Annotated in this window: 19 protein-coding genes and 1 riboswitch; of the genes, 12 read left to right on the top strand and 7 right to left on the bottom strand. The window is 61.6% G+C overall.

Translation table 11 applies throughout. The features are described 5' to 3' along the window. Positions 1 to 136: 136 nt before the first annotated feature. A complete protein-coding gene (gene ahcY / locus QMK47_RS27445; protein ID WP_258689597.1) occupies positions 137 to 1,546 on the bottom strand; it encodes an adenosylhomocysteinase in 1,410 nt (469 codons plus the stop codon). Between the two features lie 23 nt (positions 1,547 to 1,569). After that, a riboswitch (S-adenosyl-L-homocysteine riboswitch) is annotated at positions 1,570 to 1,677 on the bottom strand. A 192-nt stretch (positions 1,678 to 1,869) separates the two neighbouring features. Between ahcY and QMK47_RS27440 the strand changes: the two genes are divergently transcribed. Both QMK47_RS27440 and QMK47_RS27435 read left to right on the top strand, forming a co-directional pair. Further along, a complete protein-coding gene (locus QMK47_RS27440; RefSeq protein ID WP_320389571.1) occupies positions 1,870 to 2,271 on the top strand; it encodes an acyl-CoA thioesterase in 402 nt (133 codons plus the stop codon). 189 nt (positions 2,272 to 2,460) lie between these two features. After that, entirely contained in the window at positions 2,461 to 3,342 is an 882-nt protein-coding gene (locus QMK47_RS27435) for a formate/nitrite transporter family protein (RefSeq protein WP_320389570.1), read from the top strand. Positions 3,343 to 3,397: 55 nt separating this feature from the next. Here QMK47_RS27435 and QMK47_RS27430 read toward each other — a convergent pair whose 3' ends face one another. Then, entirely contained in the window at positions 3,398 to 4,558 is a 1,161-nt protein-coding gene (locus QMK47_RS27430; RefSeq protein WP_320389569.1) for an MFS transporter, read from the bottom strand. Positions 4,559 to 4,887: 329 nt separating this feature from the next. Here QMK47_RS27430 and QMK47_RS27425 point away from each other — a divergent pair, with 329 nt between their 5' ends. Next, entirely contained in the window at positions 4,888 to 5,721 is an 834-nt protein-coding gene (locus tag QMK47_RS27425; protein WP_214509951.1) for an EamA family transporter, read from the top strand. A gap of 52 nt (positions 5,722 to 5,773) precedes the next feature. Continuing rightward, the gene (locus QMK47_RS27420; protein ID WP_253470121.1) at positions 5,774 to 6,157 is read left to right on the top strand and encodes an MAPEG family protein; all 384 of its coding nucleotides are present in this window, start codon (positions 5,774 to 5,776) and stop codon (positions 6,155 to 6,157) included. A 136-nt stretch (positions 6,158 to 6,293) separates the two neighbouring features. On the opposite strand, the gene QMK47_RS27415 is transcribed toward QMK47_RS27420, so the two are convergent. Next, on the bottom strand, positions 6,294 to 7,481 hold the full coding sequence (locus QMK47_RS27415; protein ID WP_214509949.1) for a murein transglycosylase A: 1,188 nt from the start codon (positions 7,479 to 7,481) through the stop codon (positions 6,294 to 6,296). 125 nt (positions 7,482 to 7,606) lie between these two features. Between QMK47_RS27415 and QMK47_RS27410 the strand changes: the two genes are divergently transcribed. Further along, positions 7,607 to 8,056 (top strand): c-type cytochrome, encoded by a 450-nt coding sequence (locus QMK47_RS27410; protein WP_003206409.1) that lies wholly within the window; start codon positions 7,607 to 7,609, stop codon positions 8,054 to 8,056. Between the two features lie 82 nt (positions 8,057 to 8,138). Here the strand turns inward: QMK47_RS27410 and QMK47_RS27405 are convergent, their stop codons facing one another. Further along, complete coding sequence (locus QMK47_RS27405; RefSeq protein WP_212797954.1) at positions 8,139 to 8,534, bottom strand: DUF1090 domain-containing protein; 396 nt, start codon at positions 8,532 to 8,534, stop codon at positions 8,139 to 8,141. A 90-nt stretch (positions 8,535 to 8,624) separates the two neighbouring features. After that, complete coding sequence (gene ligB, locus QMK47_RS27400; protein ID WP_320389568.1) at positions 8,625 to 10,298, bottom strand: NAD-dependent DNA ligase LigB; 1,674 nt, start codon at positions 10,296 to 10,298, stop codon at positions 8,625 to 8,627. Between the two features lie 206 nt (positions 10,299 to 10,504). Here ligB and QMK47_RS27395 point away from each other — a divergent pair, with 206 nt between their 5' ends. Continuing rightward, positions 10,505 to 11,125, top strand: coding sequence for a LysE family translocator (locus tag QMK47_RS27395; protein ID WP_014340629.1), 621 nt, complete (start codon positions 10,505 to 10,507; stop codon positions 11,123 to 11,125). A gap of 254 nt (positions 11,126 to 11,379) precedes the next feature. Here QMK47_RS27395 and metK read toward each other — a convergent pair whose 3' ends face one another. After that, positions 11,380 to 12,570, bottom strand: a complete 1,191-nt coding sequence (metK, locus tag QMK47_RS27390; RefSeq protein WP_258689595.1) for a methionine adenosyltransferase — start codon at positions 12,568 to 12,570, stop codon at positions 11,380 to 11,382. Positions 12,571 to 12,589: 19 nt separating this feature from the next. Further along, positions 12,590 to 13,585 carry an ArsR/SmtB family transcription factor gene (locus QMK47_RS27385; protein ID WP_214509945.1) on the bottom strand — a complete coding sequence of 332 codons (996 nt, stop codon included), beginning with the start codon at positions 13,583 to 13,585 and terminating at the stop codon, positions 12,590 to 12,592. A 293-nt stretch (positions 13,586 to 13,878) separates the two neighbouring features. On the opposite strand from QMK47_RS27385, the gene tkt reads away from it, so the two are divergent. The 6 genes from tkt (at position 13,879) to fba (ending at position 20,251) form a co-directional block, all read left to right on the top strand. Further along, positions 13,879 to 15,876, top strand: coding sequence for a transketolase (tkt, locus tag QMK47_RS27380; RefSeq protein WP_253470115.1), 1,998 nt, complete (start codon positions 13,879 to 13,881; stop codon positions 15,874 to 15,876). Between the two features lie 151 nt (positions 15,877 to 16,027). Further along, entirely contained in the window at positions 16,028 to 17,083 is a 1,056-nt protein-coding gene (gene epd / locus QMK47_RS27375) for an erythrose-4-phosphate dehydrogenase (RefSeq protein WP_320389567.1), read from the top strand. Positions 17,084 to 17,107: 24 nt separating this feature from the next. Then, a complete protein-coding gene (locus QMK47_RS27370; protein WP_320389566.1) occupies positions 17,108 to 18,271 on the top strand; it encodes a phosphoglycerate kinase in 1,164 nt (387 codons plus the stop codon). A 31-nt stretch (positions 18,272 to 18,302) separates the two neighbouring features. Beyond that, on the top strand, positions 18,303 to 18,527 hold the full coding sequence (locus tag QMK47_RS27365) for a hypothetical protein (RefSeq protein WP_214509942.1): 225 nt from the start codon (positions 18,303 to 18,305) through the stop codon (positions 18,525 to 18,527). Positions 18,528 to 18,583: 56 nt separating this feature from the next. Then, on the top strand, positions 18,584 to 18,916 hold the full coding sequence (locus tag QMK47_RS27360; RefSeq protein ID WP_320389565.1) for an MliC family protein: 333 nt from the start codon (positions 18,584 to 18,586) through the stop codon (positions 18,914 to 18,916). 270 nt (positions 18,917 to 19,186) lie between these two features. Next, positions 19,187 to 20,251 carry a class II fructose-bisphosphate aldolase gene (gene fba, locus QMK47_RS27355; protein WP_003177554.1) on the top strand — a complete coding sequence of 355 codons (1,065 nt, stop codon included), beginning with the start codon at positions 19,187 to 19,189 and terminating at the stop codon, positions 20,249 to 20,251. Positions 20,252 to 20,356 lie beyond the last annotated feature (105 nt).

The raw sequence follows: 20,356 nt of genomic DNA, 5'->3' as shown, positions 1-20,356 counted from the left end.
GAGAGGCGGGCTTGTGTGGGAGCGAGCTTGCTCGCGATTGGCATTGCCTCGGTCTGACAGCTGAGTCGAGGTGTCTGCATCGCGAGCAAGCTCGCTCCCACAAGAGAGCCCGCTCCCGCAGGGGGAGCAGCGCCGATCAGTAGCGGTAAGCGTGCGGCTTGAACGGGCCTTCGACGGTGACGCCGATGTACTCAGCCTGTTGCTTGGTCAGTTTGGTGACCACGCCGCCGAAACCGCGGACCATTTCCAGGGCCACTTCTTCGTCGAGTTTCTTGGGCAGTACTTCCACGGTCAGGCGCTCGGCTTTCTGGGCTGGCGACAGGTCGGCGTATTTCTGGCCGAACAGGAAGATCTGGGCCAGGACCTGGTTGGCGAACGAGCCGTCCATGATGCGGCTTGGGTGGCCGGTGGCGTTGCCCAGGTTAACCAGGCGGCCTTCAGCCAGCAGGATCAGGTAGTCGTCGTTCTGTGGATCGAAGCTGCCAGTGCCGGTGCGATGCACCTTGTGGACCTGCGGCTTCACTTCTTCCCATGCCCAGTTCTTGCGCATGAAAGCGGTGTCGATTTCATTGTCGAAGTGGCCGATGTTGCAGACCACGGCGCGCTTCTTCAGGGCCTTGAGCATGTTGGCATCGCAGACGTTGACGTTGCCGGTGGTGGTCACGATCAGGTCGATCTTGCCCAGCAGAGCCTTGTCGATGCTAGCTTCGGTGCCGTCGTTGATCCCGTCGATGAACGGCGAAACCAGTTCGAAACCGTCCATGCAGGCCTGCATGGCGCAGATCGGATCGACTTCGGACACCTTGACGATCATGCCTTCCTGACGCAGGGACTGGGCCGAGCCCTTGCCCACGTCGCCGTAGCCGATCACCAGTGCCTGCTTGCCCGACAACAGGTGGTCGGTGCCGCGCTTGATGGCGTCGTTGAGGCTGTGACGGCAGCCGTACTTGTTGTCGTTCTTGCTCTTGGTCACCGAGTCGTTGACGTTGATGGCCGGGATCTTCAGTTCGCCCTTGGCCAGCATGTCCAGCAGGCGATGCACGCCAGTGGTGGTCTCTTCGGTCACGCCGTGGACGTTTTCCAGCACGGCTGCGTACTTTTTGTGCAGCAGCTCGGTCAGGTCGCCGCCGTCGTCGAGGATCATGTTGGTGTCCCACGGCTGGCCATCCTTGAGGATGGTCTGCTCCAGGCACCACTCGTACTCTTGCTCGGTCTCGCCTTTCCAGGCGAATACCGGGATGCCGGCGGCGGCGATGGCGGCCGCGGCCTGGTCCTGGGTCGAGAAGATGTTGCAGGACGACCAGCGCACTTCGGCACCCAGGGCAACCAGGGTTTCGATCAGCACGGCGGTCTGGATGGTCATGTGGATGCAGCCGAGGATTTTTGCGCCCTTCAATGGCTGTTCGCCAGAGTACTTGCGGCGCAGGCCCATCAGGGCTGGCATTTCGGATTCGGCGATGATGATTTCGCGACGGCCCCAGGCAGCCAGGGACATGTCGGCGACTTTGTAGTCGGTAAAATCGGCAGGCGTGATAACAGCGCTCATGAAGAGTCTCCATTCGTAATGTATGCGAATGGGCGCCGTTGTGCGTTTAGTGTCCGTGCGGGGAGCCCCCGTACAAACAACGCCCCATCCGAGCCTGACAGGTCGAGCCTGCTGCAGCGCCCCTCGGACAGGTGGCGGGAACGGTCCAAAGGGTGGACCGAGGTAAAGCGGTGGCGATTATAACGGGCTAATCGGATCTTCCAAAAGGGTTTCTGTCGGCAAATCGAAATTGTCGATGACCGTTATAGGGGCCGCGACGTAGAGCCTGACCGTGCGGTCTGCCATGATGCAGCAATCCAACGGCCAGACACTCAGGAGTGATCATGAATTTCCACACCCGCAAATGGGTCAAGCCCGAAGACCTCAATCCCAACGGCACGCTGTTCGGCGGCAGCCTGTTGTGCTGGATCGACGAGGAGGCGGCGATCTACGCCATCGTCCAGCTGGGTAACCAGCGCGTCGTCACCAAGTACATCTCGGAAATCAATTTCGTCAGCGCTTCGCGCCAGGGCGACATCATCGAGTTGGGCATCACCGCCACCGAGTTTGGCCGTACTTCCATTACCCTGACCTGCGAGGTGCGCAACAAAATCACCCGCAAGAGCATCCTGACCGTGGAGAAGATGGTCTTCGTCAACCTCGGCGAAGACGGCCTGCCCGCGCCTCACGGGCGGACCGAGATCACATACGTCAAGGATCAGTTCAAGGATGCTGTCGTCGAGTGAGATCGGCGGCGCTGCTATCGCGAGCAAGCTCGCTCCCACATTGATTTCGGGGTGATCACGGGATTTGTGTTCACCGCCGTCCCCCTGTGGGAGCGAGCTTGCTCGCGATAGCGGTTTGAGGCTGAGGTAACTGAACAGCGCTGATCGCCGCGTGTCGTAGGTACATCACGCCACCGGTTCAGGAGCTGTATGGACACCCATGAAGAAGGCAAGACCCCTGACCTTTCAGCCCAGGAACAGCGCGAAGTCGACCGCAACCAGCCACCGCGGGCTGCGGTGCTGCACGAAATCATCCGCACCCAGGGCAATCAGGAGCTGGAGCGCAGTATCGCCGCGCTCTGGTGGTCGGCCCTGGCGGCGGGTTTGACCATGGGCCTGTCGCTGATGGCGATGGGGTTGCTCAACTCCCGGCTGCCGGACCACGAAGGCTTCAAGGTGATCGCCAGTTTCGGTTACTGCGCCGGCTTTCTCGCGGTGATCCTGGCCCGCCAGCAACTGTTCACCGAAAACACCCTGACCGCCGTGCTGCCGATCATGAGCAAACCCACGCTGGGCAACTTCGGCCGGCTGTTGCGGCTCTGGGGCGTGGTGCTGGTGGGCAACCTGTGCGGCACCTTGCTGGTGGCCTACGTGATGTTGCACTTGCCGATCTTCGATCAGCGCACCGACCAGGCTTTCCTGGAGATCGGCCGCAAGGTCATGGAAAACGACACCGGCCAGATGTTCGCCAAGGGCATCATTTCCGGCTGGATGATCGCCACCATGGTCTGGATGATCCCGTCCATGGAAAGCGCCAAGATGTGGATCATCATTCTGATCACCTACCTCATGGCGCTCGGGGATTTCACCCACATCGTCGTCGGTTCAGCCGAGGTGTCCTACCTGGTGTTCGCTGGCCAGTTGTCCTGGGAGGACTTCTGGATGGTGTTCGCCGGGCCGACGTTGGCAGGCAATATCGTTGGCGGGAGTTTTATCTTTGCGTTGATCAGCCATGCGCAGATTCGCAGCGAAGTCGGCCTGCCCAAGGATAAATCATCCGCTACGCCAGCACGGCGCAGCGACTCGGAGTAGGCGCGAACCTGTTACCAGGCGCCCCGCTCACGGGCAGGGTTGATTGCCCAGGCCTTCAAACAGCGACTGCGGCCAAGCGTCGTTGGCGATGAATGAAGAACAAGGCGGTCAATACCGTGAGGCCGCCGACCGCTGCTCCGGTCCATGGCAAATCCGCCAGGTCGGCACCACTGGCCACCACCAACCCACCCATCCAGGCCCCGGCCGCGTTGCCCAGGTTGAATGCACTCTGGTTGAGTGTGGAGCCGACGTTCGGTGCTTCGTGGGCCTGGTCGATGATCAGCAGTTGCAGGATCGGGCACAGGGCGAAGGCGAAGATCCCCCACAGCACCAGGGTGATCGCCGCCGGAATCACCGACTGGCTGGTCTGGCTGAACGCGGCCAGCACCAGCACCACGGCCAGGGCCATGCCCACCAGCGCAGGCAGCAGGCGCCGGTCCGCCAGGCGCCCGCCGAGGAAACTGCCCGCTGTCAGGCCGACACCGAACAACAGCAGCATGACGGTGATGCCGTGGGGGCTGACACCGGTGATGTCCTGCAGGATCGGCGCGATGTAGGTGAACACGCTGAACAAACTGGTGGAGGCCAGTACGCTCATGCCCAGGGCCAGCAACACGTTGACCTTGCCCAGCACCTTGAATTCGCTGGCCAGGTTGGCCCTCTCCATGGGGATTTCCCTGGGCAGCCAGACCCATTGGGCGATGGCGGCGATCACGCCGATCACCGATACCGCCCAGAACGTCGAACGCCAACCGGCGAATTGCCCCAAAGCCGTGCCCAACGGTACGCCCAGCACGTTTGCCAGGGTCAGGCCGGTGAACATCATGGCAATCGCCTGGGCCCGTTTGTTCGGCGCCACCAACCCGGCCGCCACCACCGAACCGATGCCAAAGAACGCTCCGTGGCACAGTGCAGTAATGACCCGGGCGGCCATCAGCGTGGCGTAGTTCGGCGCCAGGGCGCAGAGCACGTTGCCGAGGATGAACATCAGGGTCATGCCCAGCAGCGTGGCCTTGCGCGGCATGTTGGCGGTGCCAATCGCCAGGATCGGCGCGCCGAACACCACGCCCAGGGCGTAGCCAGTGATCAGCAGCCCGGCCTGGGGAATGCTCACGGCCAGGTCCCGGGCGACATCGGGTAACAGGCCCATGATGACGAATTCAGTCGTGCCGATGCCGAAAGCGGCGACGGCCAAAGCAAGCAAGGCGAGTGGCATGCGCAAGGTCTCTGTCTGTAGTCTTGACGCTCTGATCAGGCATACGCATGCCGGCGCCCCCATTCGAATGAGCGGGGCAACAGCGAGATTATTGGAATAGGTGTATGCGCAACTGAGTGCGGCGTGGTCGGTTTGCAGTATAAACGATAGCGAATCAGTTCATGAGCCTTACCGAGCGTAGGAGCTGTAGGAGCTGTCGAGTGCAAACGAGGCTGCGATCTTTCCACCGACAATTGAGTCTGGAGTGAAAGATCAAAAGATCGCAGCCTCGTTGCACTCGACAGCTCCTACGGCTCCTACGGGGCGGGGGACAAGACAAGGAGCGTGCCGTGCTTGCAACGGCCTTGGTGTTGGTCGCGGCGCTGTTGCATGCGGCATGGAATACGCTGATCAAGTTCAGTGGCGAGCGCTTGCTGGTGGTGGCATGCATGGACAGCGTCGCCTTGCTGTTCGTCGCGTTGGCACTGGGTTTCGTGGCCTTGCCTCCGTTGGAGATCTGGCCGTGGATCCTGGCGTCGGCGGCGTTCGAGTTGCTCTATCGCTATTTGCTGATCCAGGCGTATCGGGTCGGTGACCTGGGGTTGGTCTATCCGCTGATGCGCGGCCTGTCGCCGCTGGTGGTGCTGGCGCTGACATTTATGTTCGCCGGTGAAGCCCTGACGACCCAGCAGGTCATCGGCATTTTGCTGATCCCGTTCGGCATGCTTTGCCTGTTGTGGCAGGGCGGTGGTGGCGAGCGGCTGCCCTGGTCGATGCTGCCGGTGGTGGCGCTGATCGGCCTGTGCATCGGTTGCTACACCTTTATCGACGGTCACGCTCTGCGGCGCTGGTCCCATCCGCTGGATTACTTGGTCTGGGTCACGCTGCTCAGTGCCTGGCCGTTCCCGTTGCTGGCGCTGGTGAGCAAGCGGCCGGCCTTCATGCGGTTCTGGCGTGAGCAGTGGCGGTTGGGGTTGGCGGTCGGATTCTGCGTATTGTTCAGCTACGCTCTGGTGCTGTGGGCCATGCAACTGGGCTCGATCGCCGAAGCGGCGGCGCTGCGGGAGATCAGCGTGATCCTGGTGGTGCTGTTCGGCATGCGTTACTTGAAAGAACCTTTCGGCTTGCCGCGGCTCTTAGCCTGCGGGCTGGTGTTGGTTGGCATGCTGGTGATGAAGTTCTGACCGGCGCCCGAACTCGCGATTTTCTATAAAACTCAAAGAAGGAACTGCGTCAATGACGGTTGCCCTGTGGTGTATTTTGATTGCCTTTCTCCTGCCTTATCTGTGCATCGCCATTGCCAAGATTGGTGGACGATACAGGTTGGCAGATAACCACGACCCTCGGGACTTTCTGGAAACACTCGAAGGCGCTCCCCGGCGGGCATACGCTGCGCAACTGAACAGCTTTGAAATCAGCCCGTTTTTTGCCGCCGCGGTGATCGTCGCGCACCTGGCCGGCAATGCCGAGCTGGTGACCATCAATGTGCTGGCGGTGCTGTTCATCACCAGTCGCCTGCTCTACATCATTTGCTATCTGGCTGACTGGGCGATCCTGCGTTCGCTGGTGTGGTTCGTGGGGGTGGGGTTGGTCTTGAGTTTCTTCTTTGTTTCGGTCTGAATCTGGCTGGTGAATTTCTGGCGTCTGTGCGGGCCTCTTCGCGAGCAAGCTCGCTCCCACAGTTGATCTGGGTGAATACATATTTTGTGTACACACCCGATCCAAAGTGGGAGCGAGCTTGCTCGCGATTGGGATCCTAGGGATTGGCGGTAACCGCATTCGCCACCTGTGGCACTTGCGGCAACGCCATGCCCTTGGGCCAGAGCATCCAGATCTGCCCCTGTTGCTTCATGTCCCCGGCCAGTTGCCCGGCCGCCTCGCCCGTGCCCCAGAACAGGTCCGCCCGCACTTCGCCGGCAATTGCACCGCCAGTGTCCTGGGCGGCGACGGGCCGGTTCAAGGTGCTGCCGTCGGGTCGGGTGGTGGATAGCCAGAGCAGGCTGCCCAGCGGAATCACCTTTCGGTCCACCGCCACGCTGTAGCCGGCTGTCAGCGGTACATTCAGCGAGCCTCGCGGGCCTTCGTTGCTGTCGGGGTTACGGTTGAAGAATACGTAGCTGGGGTTGCTGCCCAGCAATTCGGGAATACGGTTCGGGTTGGCCTTGGCCCAGGCACTGATGGCGCCCATGGTCACGTCTTCTTTCTTCAGTTCGCCCTGTTCAACCAGCCAGCGCCCGATGGGACGGTAAGGGTGGCCGTTCTGGTCGGCATAACCGATGCGCAGCTGGCGGCCATCGGCGAGTCGAATGCGTCCCGAACCCTGGATTTGCAGGAATTGCAGGTTCATGGGGTCGGTCAGCCAGGCGATGACCGGTGCCTTTACGCCGTTGGTTTCGATGGTGGCCGCGTCGTCGTAGGGCTTGAGCACTCGACCTTCGAGGCGGCCACGCAGGCGTTTGCCCTTGAGTTCAGGGTAAATGCTGTCCAGCGACACAATGATCATGTCCTCCGGCACACCGTAGACCGGGATATTCGCCGTGGCGGTCTGGGTGAGGCTGCCGGGGTAGACCGGCTCGTAGTAGCCGGTGATCAGGCCGTTGGGGCTGTTGTCTCCCGAGCGCAGGCCATAGACGTCCAGGTTCTGTTTCAGGAAATTGCGTACATCCTGTGCGGTTTGCGGCACATTGGCCGCTGCCGCGCAGGTCGGGCCCCAGGTCGCATCGGCCTTGAGCCGGGTGCAGGCACTGCGCCAGGAGCCGAAACCGGCCAGCAGGTCTGCATCGGACACCGACGGCAACGCCTCCCACGGTGCGCTGACATAGGTGGCGAGGGCGTGGGTCTGAGGTTCTTCGACCTTTTCGCCGCGATTACAACCGGCCAACAGTGCGATCAGCGGTAGGGTCAATGCCAGGCCTTTGTGCCAGGTCTTGATGCAGCTGTTCATGAAGATTTCCTTTGCAGTCATTCGAACGCTGTCAGGCGCTCGAACAACCCGTATTGTTGATAGGGCCATTGGTCTTTACCGATGACCCGAGGATACTAACTGCCGTTTCCTGCCCCGAGGCCAAGATGTTTGTAAAACGATTTTCCATGGCCGTACTGGCCTGCCTGATGTTGTCCGCCTGTGGTGGCGTCGATCCCAATTCTCCCCTTGGCCAGCGCAAGGCGATCTTCAAGCAGATGCTCAAGACCAACGAAGAGTTGGGCGGCATGTTGCGTGGGCGAGTCCCGTTCGATGGTCCACGATTTGCCGAAGGCGCGGCGCAACTGGATCAACTCTCTCATGAGCCGTGGAAACACTTCCCGCAAGTGCGCGAGCAAGACCACACCAGCGCCCGGGATGAAGTCTGGCAAAAGCAGGCGCGTTTCCAGGAAATGGCCCGCAACCTTGAAGCCGCCACCGGTGAGTTGGTGACCGCCAGCAACGTCCAACCCTACAAGGCCAGTTACTTGGGGCCGGCGGTGCAAAAGGTCGAGGATGCGTGCAGTGCGTGTCATAAGGAGTTTCGCGATCATTGACATGTCTTGAAAGATCGCAGGCTTTGCCAGCACCTACGGGGAATCGTATTCAACCTGTAGGGGGCTGCGATCTTTTCAAGGTTCACTTGTCCAGCTCGTCCACCGCTTCCTGCAGCTCCTTGCGGGAGGTTGCCAGCTTGTCCTTGCGTTTGTTGATCCGCTCGGCGTCGCCTTTCTTCATGGCCTTTTCCAGGTCGGCCTGACGCCGACTGACCTCGTGCTTGGCATCGAGCACCTTGTTTTCACGCTCCTTGCGCAAGGACGCATCGGTGCAATGGCTGGTGACTTCGTCCAACGCGGTTTCCAGGCCTGCCTGCTGGTCCTGGTTGCCACGGGACTTGGCCAGTTCGATCTGGTTGATGATGCCCTGGCGCTTGGCCGCGCAACCGGTGAGCTCCGGGGTTTGCTCGTCCGCCATCAAGGGGGCGGCCATGGCACTGCATAAGACCAGCAGGGCAACGGGGGACAGGAAATTCATAGCAACTCCGTAAAAAATCGCGAGCGGTCGGTACAGATGCGCTGTTGGAACGCATGCTTGCCCCTTGGGTTCAACCGCACAGGGCCCGGATTAAAAACCGTCGACCCCGGCAGTGCGTAATACGTCACTCAAGGCCAGCACCTGCGGGTCGCGAAAAAATGCGCTCAGTTGCGCGGCGCGTCCCGGTCCGATGCCGGCCTCGGCTTGCCATTGTTCGGTGCTGCGCTCGGCCAGCACCTGCCACGGCCCTTCCAGCCGGGCCTCACCAGCGGGCGGCAGGCCCAGGGCCTTGAGCCATTGCGCGAAAGGGCGTTGCCGGGCGCTGTGCAGGCTGGCGAGCAGGCGGGTGCTGCTGTGTTCGCCGAAGCCGGCAATGTTAGCAAGCTCGGCGGCATCGAGGGTCATCCAATCCAGCAATCCGTCGAGTCGTCCGGCGGCCAGCAGCTTTTCCCAGGTGCCCGGGCCGACGTGGGGCAGGGCAAGCCCTTGTTTGCCGCTGAGCCAGCCCAGTCGTGCGAGGAACTGGCTTTCACAGCCGGCTGTCGGTTGCCAGCAACTCAAGAAGTGGTAATCGGTTTGCGCAGGGGCGTTGAGGTCCTGCCGCTCGACGCTGCGCAGCACGACGCTGTCGAGCCGTGGGATGGTCAGCCCGGCCAGGCTGATGGCGACCCGGTCGCCGGGACGAATGTCCATCTCCTCCCAACGCTGGAGGGAACTGACACTTACCCGGCGAATCCACCGGTCGTCGAGCCGGATGCGTTCAAGCTCCAGTACGGGCGTGATGCGCCCGGTACGACCGACTTTGAAGTGCACCTTGCGCACTTCGGCCAGCGCCTGGGCATACGGGTATTTCCAGGCGACGCTCCAGAATGGCGCCCTGGCTTGCCAGCGGTCGGCGGGTGGGCGGCGGCTCAGGCGCAGGACGATCCCGTCGCTGGCGAATGGCAGCGGTGTGCGGTACCAGTGATCGCGCCACTGCTCGGCATCGGCCAATGTCCGCACAGGTTGGTTGTAGTCGAGGGTGTCGGCGAAACCCAACTCCCTCAGAGCGGCCATTCGCTCGGGCAGGGTGTCCGGTCCGTCAGGCCACTCCCAGACAAACAGGCCGATATATATCCCATCGTGCACCGTCAAGCTGCCGCGTGCCATCAAACCCGCCATGGTGCCCCGGGCGTTCACACTGCCATTGTTGGCTTGGACATGATCCAGCAGGCGCCAGTACAGCTCGCCCTGAACGACAAGGTCCACAGGCTGGCGGAGTCGATGCGGGATGGCGGCGATCTTGCGCGCATTCGTGGTCCAGTCGTGCCCTTGGACGCCATCGCCACGGCTGATTGCCTGATGCAGGTGACCCTTGCGGTAGACCAGGGTTACCGCCACGCCGTCGACCTTCGGCTGGACCCAGACGTCCTCTCGACCGTGCAGCCAGGTCCCCACAGCCTCGGCATCCTTCAATTTTTCCAGGCCGGTATGGACGACGGGGTGCGGCAGTTTTCCGCCCGCTGAGCCCAGGGGATCGTCGGGCGCCGCGAGGTTGAAGCAACTGCGCCATTGGCCCAACTGTGCGCGGGACTGATCATACAGTTCGTCGGCCACCAGCGATTGGCCGAGGCGGTGATAGCTGTCGTCCCAGGTGTCGATTTGCTGTTGCAGCGCGGCGATCTCGGCCCGGGCGCGTTCAGCGGGCCAGTCGGGACAGAGCGCGGCGAGCGCAGGAATGGCAATGAAGACAAGACAGGCGAGTGCATACAAAAACGGTGGCATCGAAGCATCCTTGCTGGGTTGAGTACTGAAGGCTAGCCACCGTCCCGGAAGTTGCGAGGCCCGGAGCGTTACCGGATTTTGCGGAGCCTGGTGGCAAAATCGCGGCGGTACAGTGCGGGGCGATTTAGCCGCGCAACTGTGCCTTGTCCTCGGCAACGGCCGGCGCAGAATGGGCTTTCGATTCGCCGCTGCCTGGAATGCTCCCGATGGAACTGTCGACGCTCGCTGTTTTCATCCCGGCCTGCTTTGCGCTGAACATGGCGCCGGGGCCGAACAACCTGCTGTCCATCAGTAACGCCTCACGTTATGGCTTCGTCCGGGCGTGCAGTGGCGGCATTGGTCGATTGCTGGCATTTGCGATCATGATCGCCCTGGCAGCGGTGGGGCTTACCGCGGTGCTGCACACCTCGGAGTTGCTGTTCCTGGGGATCAAGCTCGTCGGTGCCGGTTACCTGTTCTATTTGGCGGTGCAATTGTGGCGGGCCCAGCCCGAGGCCGGCAGTGAAGCCGCGGTCGCGTCGATGAGCCGGGCCGGCCTGGCGCGCCAGGAGTTCCTGGTGGCGATCGGCAATCCGAAGGCGATCCTGTTGTTTACCGCGTTCCTGCCGCAATTCGTCGACCGTACAGGCACCGTCACTCAACAATTCGCCGTGCTGGGTGGTTTGTTCCTGGCACTGGAGTGCATCGCCATCGGCTTGTATTGCTACATGGGCATTTACGCGCGACGGCTGTTCGCCCGGCCTAGTGGCAAGCGCCTGTTCAATCGGATGTGTGCGGGGCTGCTCGCCAGTGCGGCTTCGTTTTTGCTGGTGGCACGGCGGGCTTGAATTCGATGACCAGCCCAGTGGCGAGGGAGCTTGCTCCCGCTGGGTTGCGTTGTAGGAGCTGTCGAGTGCAACGAGGCTGCGATCTTTCTCCGGACACTTGAGTCTCAAGCGAAAGATCAAAAGATCGCAGCCTTCGGCAGCTCCTACAGAGCCCAGCGGGAGCAAGCTCCCTCGCCACAAAAGCATGAAAACACAAAGGCATGAAAAAGCCCCTGGCGACCGAGTCGCCAGGGGCTTTTCTTTACCCTCCGGTATTACAGGCCGGCAGCGGCGCGCAGGGAGTCGGCGCGGTCGGTTTTTTCCCAGGTGAAGGTGGTGAAGGTATCGTCACCCACGGTCTTGGTCTGCGGCGTACGACCGAAGTGGCCATAGGCGGCGGTCTCCTGGTACATCGGGTGCAGCAGGTCGAGCATGGTGGTGATGGCGTATGGACGCAGGTCGAACACTTCACGGACCAGGTTGATGATCTTGTCATCGCCGATCTTGCCGGTGCCGAAGGTATTCAGCGAGATCGACGTAGGCTGGGCCACGCCAATGGCGTAGGACACCTGGATCTCGCAGCGCTCGGCCAGGCCGGCGGCGACGATGTTCTTGGCGACATAGCGGCCGGCGTAGGCCGCCGAACGGTCAACCTTCGATGGGTCCTTGCCGGAGAACGCGCCGCCGCCATGACGGGCCATGCCGCCGTAGCTGTCGACGATGATCTTGCGACCGGTCAGGCCGCAGTCGCCCACCGGGCCGCCGATGATGAACTGGCCGGTCGGGTTGATGTGGAACTGGGTGTCCTTGGACAGCAACTCGGCAGGCAGCACGTGCTTGACGATCAGTTCCATCACGCCTTCGCGCAGGTCTTTGTAGGACACATCAGGGTTGTGCTGGGTCGACAGGACGACGGCATCGATACCCACCACCTTGCCGCCTTCGTAACGGCAGGTCACCTGGGACTTGGCGTCCGGGCGCAGCCAAGGCAGCAGGCCGGATTTACGGGCCTCGGCCTGGCGTTGAACCAACTGGTGCGAGAAGGTGATCGGGGCCGGCATCAGCACGTCGGTCTCGTTGCTGGCGTAGCCGAACATCAGGCCCTGGTCGCCGGCACCCTGGTCTTCCGGCTTGGCCCGGTCAACGCCTTGGTTGATGTCGGGGGACTGCTTGCCGATGATGTTCATCACGCCGCAGGTCGCGCCGTCGAAGCCGACGTCGGAGCTGTTGTAGCCAATGCCCAGGATCACGTCGCGGACGATCTGTTCCAGGTCGACCCAGGCCGAAGTAGTGACTTCGCCGGCGATGATCGCCACGCCCGTTTTCACCAGAGTCTCGCACGCCACGCGGGCGAACTTGTCTTCAGCAATGATGGCGTCCAGCACCGCATCAGAAATCTGGTCGGCGATTTTGTCCGGATGCCCTTCAGACACGGACTCGGAGGTGAAAAGGGAGTATTCGCTCATCTCGATGTTTTCCTACAAGTTACCGTTGGTGAGTGTCGCCAGTCGGCCGCTGAAAGTGGCGAACCTGGATCTGGAAACCATTACGTAAGCCTACATAGAGGCTTTCCCCGGGCACGAGGCCCGCAGCGGTGGCCCAGCGGGCCAGGTCGTCCTGTTCGAAGCCGAGCCAGAGATCGCCACAGGCCTCCCTGGCCCAGCTCTGGTTGTGACTGCATAACTCCGTCACCAGCAGGCTGCCGCCCGGTTGCAGCAGGGCGGCCATGTGCCTGAGTGCATCGGCCGGCGCGGCGAAATGATGAAGCACCATGTTCAATACTACGCAGTCGGCCTGCAGGCTCATGCCATCCAGGGCGTCGGCCAGTTGCAGGCTGACGTTAGCCAGGGCCTCGCGTTCACACACCTGGCGCGCCAGCTCAAGCATGGCCGGGCTGTTGTCCAGCGCCGTCACCTGGCTGAAGCGTCGCGCCAGCTCCGGCAGAAAGGCGCCATCGCCGGGGCCGACTTCGATCGCCGTGGCCGTGGCTTCGAAGCCTAGTTTATCGAGCAGCGCCACGACGCTTTCGCGGTATTGCGGCAGTCCGGCGATCAGGTCTTGCTGGGCGCGGAATTTCTCGGCGACCCGGGCGAAAAAGTCCTGGCTGGCGGCGGCCCGTTGCCCGTGTACCTGGGCGATGCGAGCCTGCACGTCCGTCGGCAGGTTCAGCGCGTCCACTTCGTCCAGCAGCGCGGCGTGCAGCTTGCCGCCCAGCAGGTCGGTGTGGGGCAGGGCGCGGCGATAGAAAATGGCGTTGCCTTCCCGGCGGGTCGCCACCAGGTCAGCCTGGGCCAGGACCTTGAGGTGGTGGCTCATGCCGGACTGGCCGATGCCGAAGATCTGCGCCAGTTCCAGCACGCCGAACGAGTCGTTGGCCAGGGCGCGCAATACATTGAGCCGCAACGGATCGCCGCCGGCCTTGCAAAGGGCCGCCAGTTCATCGCAGTCGTCATGGCGAATGGACGGCGCAGGTAAGTTCATAGTGCGGCAGTCTGTTTCATAGTGGGGCAGTCTAGTGAGGGGTTTGGATCATCGCAAGTTCAATATCAAAAAGTTTTGATATTGCTGGATAAATGGCACTTCCCAACCTGTGCTTGACTCTACAAGCCATCAGCGGAAAGGTTTCACCTGGCTAATGCGACTTTATCCACCGGAAAAACGCCCAAGGATGACTATCTGTCATTGCCCCGAGGCGGGTGGGTGAGGGAAAATGCTCGCCTTTTTTCAGTTCCATTTTTATTCATTCTCGATTCAATACCCGCAGGAGAACAGCGATGCCCAGCCGTCGTGAGCGTGCCAATGCCATTCGTGCCCTCAGCATGGATGCCGTGCAGAAAGCCAACAGCGGCCATCCCGGTGCCCCCATGGGTATGGCGGATATCGCCGAGGTGCTTTGGCGCGACTACCTCAAGCACAGCCCGAGCAACCCAGCCTTCGCCGACCGTGACCGTTTCGTACTGTCCAACGGTCACGGCTCGATGTTGATCTACTCGCTGCTGCACCTGACCGGCTACGACCTGTCGATCGATGACCTGAAGAACTTCCGTCAACTGCACAGCCGCACCCCGGGCCACCCGGAATACGGCTACACCCCAGGCGTGGAAACCACCACCGGTCCATTGGGCCAGGGTTTGGCCAACGCCGTAGGTTTTGCACTGGCAGAAAAAGTCCTGGCGGCGCAATTCAACCGCCCCGGCCATAACGTCGTCGATCACCACACCTACGTATTCCTGGGTGATGGCTGCATGATGGAAGGCATTTCCCATGAAGTCGCCTCCCTGGCCGGCACCCTGGGCCTGGACAAGCTGATCGCCTTCTATGACGACAACGGCATCTCCATTGATGGCGAAGTCGAAGGCTGGTTCACCGACGACACTCCCAAGCGTTTCGAAGCCTACAACTGGCTGGTGATCCGCAACGTCGACGGCCACGATCCGGAAGAGATCAAGACCGCCATCGAGACCGCCCGCAAAAGCGCCCAGCCGACCCTGATCTGCTGCAAGACCACCATCGGTTTCGGCTCGCCGAACAAACAAGGCAAGGAAGACTGCCACGGCGCGCCACTGGGTGCCGAGGAAATCGCCCTGACCCGCGCCGCGTTGAAGTGGAACCATGGCCCGTTCGAAATCCCGGCCAACATTTATGCCGAGTGGGATGCCAAGGAAAAAGGTCGCGCGGTCGAAGCCGAATGGGATCAGCGTTTCGCCGCGTATTCCGCCGAATTCCCTGAGCTGGCCAATGAGCTGGTGCGTCGCCTCAGCGGCGAGCTGCCGGCCGACTTCGCCGAAAAAGCCTCGGCGTACATCGCTGAAGTCGCCGCCAAGGGCGAAACCATCGCCAGCCGCAAGGCCAGCCAGAACACCCTGAACGCCTTCGGCCCATTGTTGCCGGAACTGCTGGGCGGTTCGGCCGACCTGGCCGGTTCCAACCTGACCTTGTGGAAAGGCTGCAAAGGCGTCAGCGCTGAAGATGCCAGCGGCAACTACATGTACTACGGCGTTCGCGAGTTCGGCATGAGCGCGATCATGAACGGCGTGGCGTTGCACGGCGGCCTGGTGCCTTACGGCGCGACCTTCCTGATGTTCATGGAATACGCCCGCAACGCCGTGCGCATGTCGGCGCTGATGAAAAAACGCATCCTGTATGTGTTCACCCACGACTCCATCGGCCTGGGCGAAGACGGCCCGACTCACCAGCCGATCGAGCAACTGGCGAGCCTGCGTTGCACGCCGAACCTGGACACCTGGCGCCCATGCGATGCCGTGGAATCGGCGGTGGCCTGGAAACACGCCATCGAGCGCAACGACGGTCCATCGGCGCTGATCTTCTCCCGCCAGAACCTGCAGCACCAGAACCGCGATGCCGACCAGATCGGCGACATCGCTCGTGGCGGCTATGTGCTCAAGGACTGCATCGGCGAGCCTGAGCTGATCCTGATCGCCACCGGTTCCGAAGTCGGCCTGGCCGTCCAGGCCTACGACAAGCTGACCGAGCAGGGCCGCAACGTGCGCGTAGTGTCCATGCCTTGCACCAGCGTGTTCGATGCCCAGGATGCCGGCTACAAGCAAGCGGTGTTGCCGCTGCAGGTCAGTGCGCGGATCGCCATCGAGGCTGCTCACGCCGATTACTGGTACAAGTACGTGGGCCTGGAAGGTCGCGTGATCGGCATGACCACCTACGGCGAATCGGCGCCTGCGCCGGCGCTGTTCGAGGAATTCGGTTTCACCCTGGAAAACATCCTGGGTCAGGCTGAAGAGTTGCTGGAAGACTGATCCGAAAGTTGCGTCGCCTGGGCTGACGCCATCGCGAGCAAGCTCGCTCCCACATTTGGAATGCAATCCCATGTGGGAGCGAGCTTGCTCGCGATAGCGATGGCCCAGGCCATGCAGGATTGAAGGATTCACCCCGCTAATCGAGAACCCCATGCCCCAACCGCGTCCCTACAAAGTTGCACTCAACGGCTACGGCCGGATAGGTCGTTGCGTCTTGCGTGCGTTGTTCGAGCGAGGGGCCGAGGCCGGTTTCGAGATTGTGGCGATCAATGACCTGGCCGACATGGCCAGCATCGAATACCTGACACGCTTTGACTCCACCCACGGCCGGTTTCCCGGCGAAGTGCGGGTCGAGGGCGATTGTCTGCATATTAATGGCGACTGCGTGAAGGTCTTGCGCAGCGCCACCCCCGAAGGCATCGATTGGGCATCCCTGGATGTCGATCTGGTGCTCGAGTGCTCCGGCGCCTACCACACCCGCGAAGACGGCCAGCGTTTTCTCGCTGCCGGCGCGCCACGGGTGTTGTTCTCCCAGCCGATGGCCAGTGAAGCGGACGTGGACGCCACCATCGTCTACGGCGTGAACCAGGATTGCCTGACCGGCGAAGAGCTGCTGGTGTCCAACGCGTCCTGCACCACCAACTGCGGCGTGCCGCTGTTGCGCCTGCTGGACCAGGCCATTGGCCTGGAATACGTGTCGATCACCACCATTCACTCGGCGATGAACGACCAGCCGGTGATCGACGCTTACCACCATGAGGACTTGCGCCGCACCCGTTCGGCGTTCCAATCGGTGATTCCGGTGTCCACTGGTCTGGCGCGCGGCATCGAACGGCTGTTGCCGGAACTTGCGGGGCGAATTCAGGCCAAAGCCGTGCGGGTGCCGACGGTCAACGTGTCCTGCCTCGACATTACGATGCAGACCGTGAGCGATACCGACGCCACCGAGGTCAACCGGATCCTGCGCGAAGCCGCCACCAGCGGTCCGCTCAAAGGCCTTCTGGCCTACACCGAGTTGCCTCATGCCAGTTGTGATTTTAACCATGACCCACATTCGGCCATCGTCGATGCCAGCCAGACCCGTGTTTCCGGGCCTCGGCTTGTGAACATCCTGGCCTGGTTCGACAACGAATGGGGGTTTGCCAACCGAATGCTGGACGTTGCCGAGCATTACCTGCAAACCGCTTCTAAAAAACCTGCTCTCTAAACAGTTACCCAGGAATTGCGACCCATGACCGTGTTGAAGATGTCCGACCTCGATCTGCAAGGTAAGCGCGTACTGATCCGCGAAGACCTCAACGTCCCCGTCAAGGACGGTGTTGTCACCAGCGACGCGCGCATCCTGGCCTCGCTGCCGACCATCAAGCTGGCCCTGGAAAAAGGCGCGGCCGTGATGGTCTGCTCCCACCTGGGCCGTCCGACCGAAGGCGAGTTCTCGGCGGAAAACAGCCTCAAGCCTGTGGCCGATTACCTGAGCCGTGCCCTGGGCCGTGAAGTGCCATTGGTCGCTGACTACCTGGGCGGCGTGGACGTGAAAGCCGGCGATGTCGTGCTGTTTGAAAACGTGCGCTTCAACAAGGGCGAGAAAAAGAACGCCGACGAACTGGCCCAGCAATACGCCGCCCTGTGCGACGTGTTCGTGATGGACGCGTTCGGCACCGCCCACCGTGCCGAGGGCTCGACCCACGGCGTGGCGAAGTTCGCCAAAGTCGCCGCCGCAGGCCCGTTGCTGGCTGCCGAGCTGGACGCACTGGGCAAGGCCCTGGGCTCCCCGGCCCAGCCGATGGCCGCCATCGTTGCCGGCTCCAAGGTCTCCACCAAGCTGGACGTGCTCAACAGCCTGAGCCAGGTCTGCAACCAGTTGATCGTCGGTGGCGGCATCGCCAACACCTTCCTCGCCGCTGCGGGTTACCCGGTCGGTAAATCCCTGTACGAACCGGACCTGCTGAACACCGCTCGGGAAATCGCCGCCAAGGTCAGCGTACCGTTGCCAGTGGACGTGGTCGTGGCCAAGGAGTTCGCAGAAAGCGCCACTGCCACCGTCAAGCTGATCGATGACGTAGCCGAGGACGACATGATCCTCGACATCGGCCCGCAAACCGCAGCCAACTTCGCCGAACTGCTGAAATCTTCCAAGACCATCCTGTGGAACGGCCCGGTCGGCGTGTTCGAGTTCGACCAGTTCGGCAACGGCACCAAGGTGCTGGCCCAGGCCATTGCCGACAGCGCTGCGTTCTCCATCGCCGGTGGCGGCGACACCCTGGCGGCCATCGACAAATATGGCGTGGCCGAGCAGATCTCCTACATTTCTACTGGCGGTGGCGCATTCCTCGAGTTCGTCGAAGGCAAAGTGTTGCCAGCCGTGGAAGTCCTGGAAAGCCGGGCCAAGGCCTGAAGCTGCATTGACCAGGCAAAGGAGTGTTCTGATGGTCAAGACGATCCCGTTGCTGTTGGCGGCGACGATGCTGGTGGCCTGCTCAAGCGGCCCGCAGGCTCCGGCCTCGCAACCCGGCACGCCGGCGCCTGAAGACGGTTGTTATCAGGCCGACTGGCAGGCCGAGACCAACCCGGTGCTGAACAAGCGTTCCGGACCGGACGGCCTGGACAAATACGAGACGCAAACCCCGACCAAGGAACATGGTTGTCCTTGACGGGTCTGACTCTTAACTCATGGCTGGCGGCGTGTGCCGTCCGTCGAGGAACACGGATGAAAGGCTTGATCGCCGTCGTGGCGTTGGCATTGCTGGGCGGTTGTGCGCAGTTGGACTTTTTGCACACGTCCGAACCTGTTGAAGGTTGGACGACCTGGACCTGTGACAGCGAGGCCAAGGTGCTCTGGCGCTACACCGACACCGCCCACAAGGAAGTCGATGCACGCCTGGGCGGCGCCGATAAGGTTTATCGCCTCAAGCTTGAACCGGGTGCTGAAGGTTCACTGTACAGCGATGACATGCTGGCGTTTCACGTCAAGGGTGAGGAAGGCCTGGTTTATTGGGTCGCCACCAATGATTTGATTGGGCGCGGCTGCAAGGCCGAGTGACAAGATTGATCCACACGGATCCAGAGGCTGGAACAGAACCCATGTGGGAGCGAGCTTGCTCGCGATAGCGGTGTAGCAGGCGACAGTGATGTTGCATGTGCCGCCCTCATCGCGAGCAAGCTCGCTCCCACAGGGATTGCGTCAGTATCTGGGTTTAGCGATACCGAACACGCAGACCGGGACCGACCCCCGATCCGCAATGACTTGAATAGCCGCCGCCGCTCCGGCAGGCTGGCACGATTAACGACCCTCGACCGGGAGAGAGACACAATGGCACTTATCAGCATGCGTCAGATGCTGGACCACGCAGCCGAGTTCGGCTACGGCGTTCCAGCCTTTAACGTCAACAACCTTGAGCAGATGCGCGCCATCATGGAAGCCGCTGACAAGACTGACTCTCCGGTGATCGTCCAGGCTTCGGCCGGTGCCCGCAAATACGCTGGCGCGCCGTTCCTGCGTCACCTGATCCTGGCTGCGATCGAAGAATTCCCGCACATCCCGGTGTGCATGCACCAGGACCACGGCACCAGCCCGGACGTCTGCCAGCGTTCCATCCAGCTGGGCTTCAGCTCGGTGATGATGGACGGTTCCCTCGGCGAAGACGGCAAGACCCCGACCGACTACGAGTACAACGTACGCGTCACCCAGCAGACCGTCGCCATGGCCCACGCCTGCGGCGTGTCGGTGGAAGGCGAACTGGGTTGCCTGGGTTCGTTGGAAACCGGCATGGCCGGTGAAGAAGACGGCATCGGCGCCGAAGGCGTGCTGGACCACAGCCAGATGCTGACCGATCCGGAAGAAGCGGCGGACTTCGTCAAGAAGACCCAGGTCGACGCCCTGGCCATCGCCATCGGCACCAGCCACGGCGCCTACAAGTTCACCAAGCCGCCAACCGGCGACGTGCTGGCGATCGACCGCATCAAGGAAATCCACAAGCGCATCCCGAACACCCACCTGGTGATGCACGGTTCTTCCTCGGTTCCACAAGAGTGGCTGGCGATCATCAACCAGTACGGTGGCGACATCAAGGAAACCTACGGCGTGCCGGTTGAGGAAATCGTCGAAGGCATCAAGTACGGCGTACGCAAGGTCAACATCGATACCGATCTGCGTCTGGCTTCTACTGGTGCCATGCGTCGTTTGATGGCGACCAACCCGAGCGAGTTTGATCCGCGTAAGTTCTTCGGTGCGACCGTGACGGCGATGCGTGATGTGTGTATTGCGCGTTATGAGGCGTTTGGTACTGCGGGTAATGCTTCCAAGATCAAGCCGATCTCTCTGGAGGCTATGTATCAGCGGTATTTGAAAGGTGAGTTGAACGCTAAGGTTAATTGATGTTTTAGCGTTGTGAGAAAACCCGCAGTGATGCGGGTTTTTTTATGTTTGGGATTTGGGGGTATATCCGTTTTTTGGGTAACGGCTGCTTATGGTTCCGCCCTT

The sequence above is a fragment of the Pseudomonas sp. P9_35 genome, assembly GCF_034008205.1.
Lineage (GTDB): Bacteria > Pseudomonadota > Gammaproteobacteria > Pseudomonadales > Pseudomonadaceae > Aquipseudomonas > Aquipseudomonas kilonensis.
Note: the sequence above shows the minus strand (reverse complement) of the source record. Positions and strands in the feature narration are given on the sequence as shown.

What these genes read in the sequence shown, in the direction of transcription:
- ahcY (WP_258689597.1), bottom strand. Translation starts at nt 1,546, where the DNA reads ATGAGCGCTGTTATCACGCCTGCCGATTTTACCGACTACAAAGTCGCC.
- QMK47_RS27440 (WP_320389571.1), top strand. Translation starts at nt 1,870, where the DNA reads ATGAATTTCCACACCCGCAAATGGGTCAAGCCCGAAGACCTCAATCCC.
- QMK47_RS27435 (WP_320389570.1), top strand. Translation starts at nt 2,461, where the DNA reads ATGGACACCCATGAAGAAGGCAAGACCCCTGACCTTTCAGCCCAGGAA.
- QMK47_RS27430 (WP_320389569.1), bottom strand. Translation starts at nt 4,558, where the DNA reads ATGCCACTCGCCTTGCTTGCTTTGGCCGTCGCCGCTTTCGGCATCGGC.
- QMK47_RS27420 (WP_253470121.1), top strand. Translation starts at nt 5,774, where the DNA reads ATGACGGTTGCCCTGTGGTGTATTTTGATTGCCTTTCTCCTGCCTTAT.
- QMK47_RS27415 (WP_214509949.1), bottom strand. Translation starts at nt 7,481, where the DNA reads ATGAACAGCTGCATCAAGACCTGGCACAAAGGCCTGGCATTGACCCTA.
- QMK47_RS27410 (WP_003206409.1), top strand. Translation starts at nt 7,607, where the DNA reads ATGTTTGTAAAACGATTTTCCATGGCCGTACTGGCCTGCCTGATGTTG.
- QMK47_RS27405 (WP_212797954.1), bottom strand. Translation starts at nt 8,534, where the DNA reads ATGAATTTCCTGTCCCCCGTTGCCCTGCTGGTCTTATGCAGTGCCATG.
- ligB (WP_320389568.1), bottom strand. Translation starts at nt 10,298, where the DNA reads ATGCCACCGTTTTTGTATGCACTCGCCTGTCTTGTCTTCATTGCCATT.
- QMK47_RS27395 (WP_014340629.1), top strand. Translation starts at nt 10,505, where the DNA reads ATGGAACTGTCGACGCTCGCTGTTTTCATCCCGGCCTGCTTTGCGCTG.
- metK (WP_258689595.1), bottom strand. Translation starts at nt 12,570, where the DNA reads ATGAGCGAATACTCCCTTTTCACCTCCGAGTCCGTGTCTGAAGGGCAT.
- QMK47_RS27385 (WP_214509945.1), bottom strand. Translation starts at nt 13,585, where the DNA reads ATGAACTTACCTGCGCCGTCCATTCGCCATGACGACTGCGATGAACTG.
- tkt (WP_253470115.1), top strand. Translation starts at nt 13,879, where the DNA reads ATGCCCAGCCGTCGTGAGCGTGCCAATGCCATTCGTGCCCTCAGCATG.
- epd (WP_320389567.1), top strand. Translation starts at nt 16,028, where the DNA reads ATGCCCCAACCGCGTCCCTACAAAGTTGCACTCAACGGCTACGGCCGG.
- QMK47_RS27370 (WP_320389566.1), top strand. Translation starts at nt 17,108, where the DNA reads ATGACCGTGTTGAAGATGTCCGACCTCGATCTGCAAGGTAAGCGCGTA.
- QMK47_RS27365 (WP_214509942.1), top strand. Translation starts at nt 18,303, where the DNA reads ATGGTCAAGACGATCCCGTTGCTGTTGGCGGCGACGATGCTGGTGGCC.
- QMK47_RS27360 (WP_320389565.1), top strand. Translation starts at nt 18,584, where the DNA reads ATGAAAGGCTTGATCGCCGTCGTGGCGTTGGCATTGCTGGGCGGTTGT.
- fba (WP_003177554.1), top strand. Translation starts at nt 19,187, where the DNA reads ATGGCACTTATCAGCATGCGTCAGATGCTGGACCACGCAGCCGAGTTC.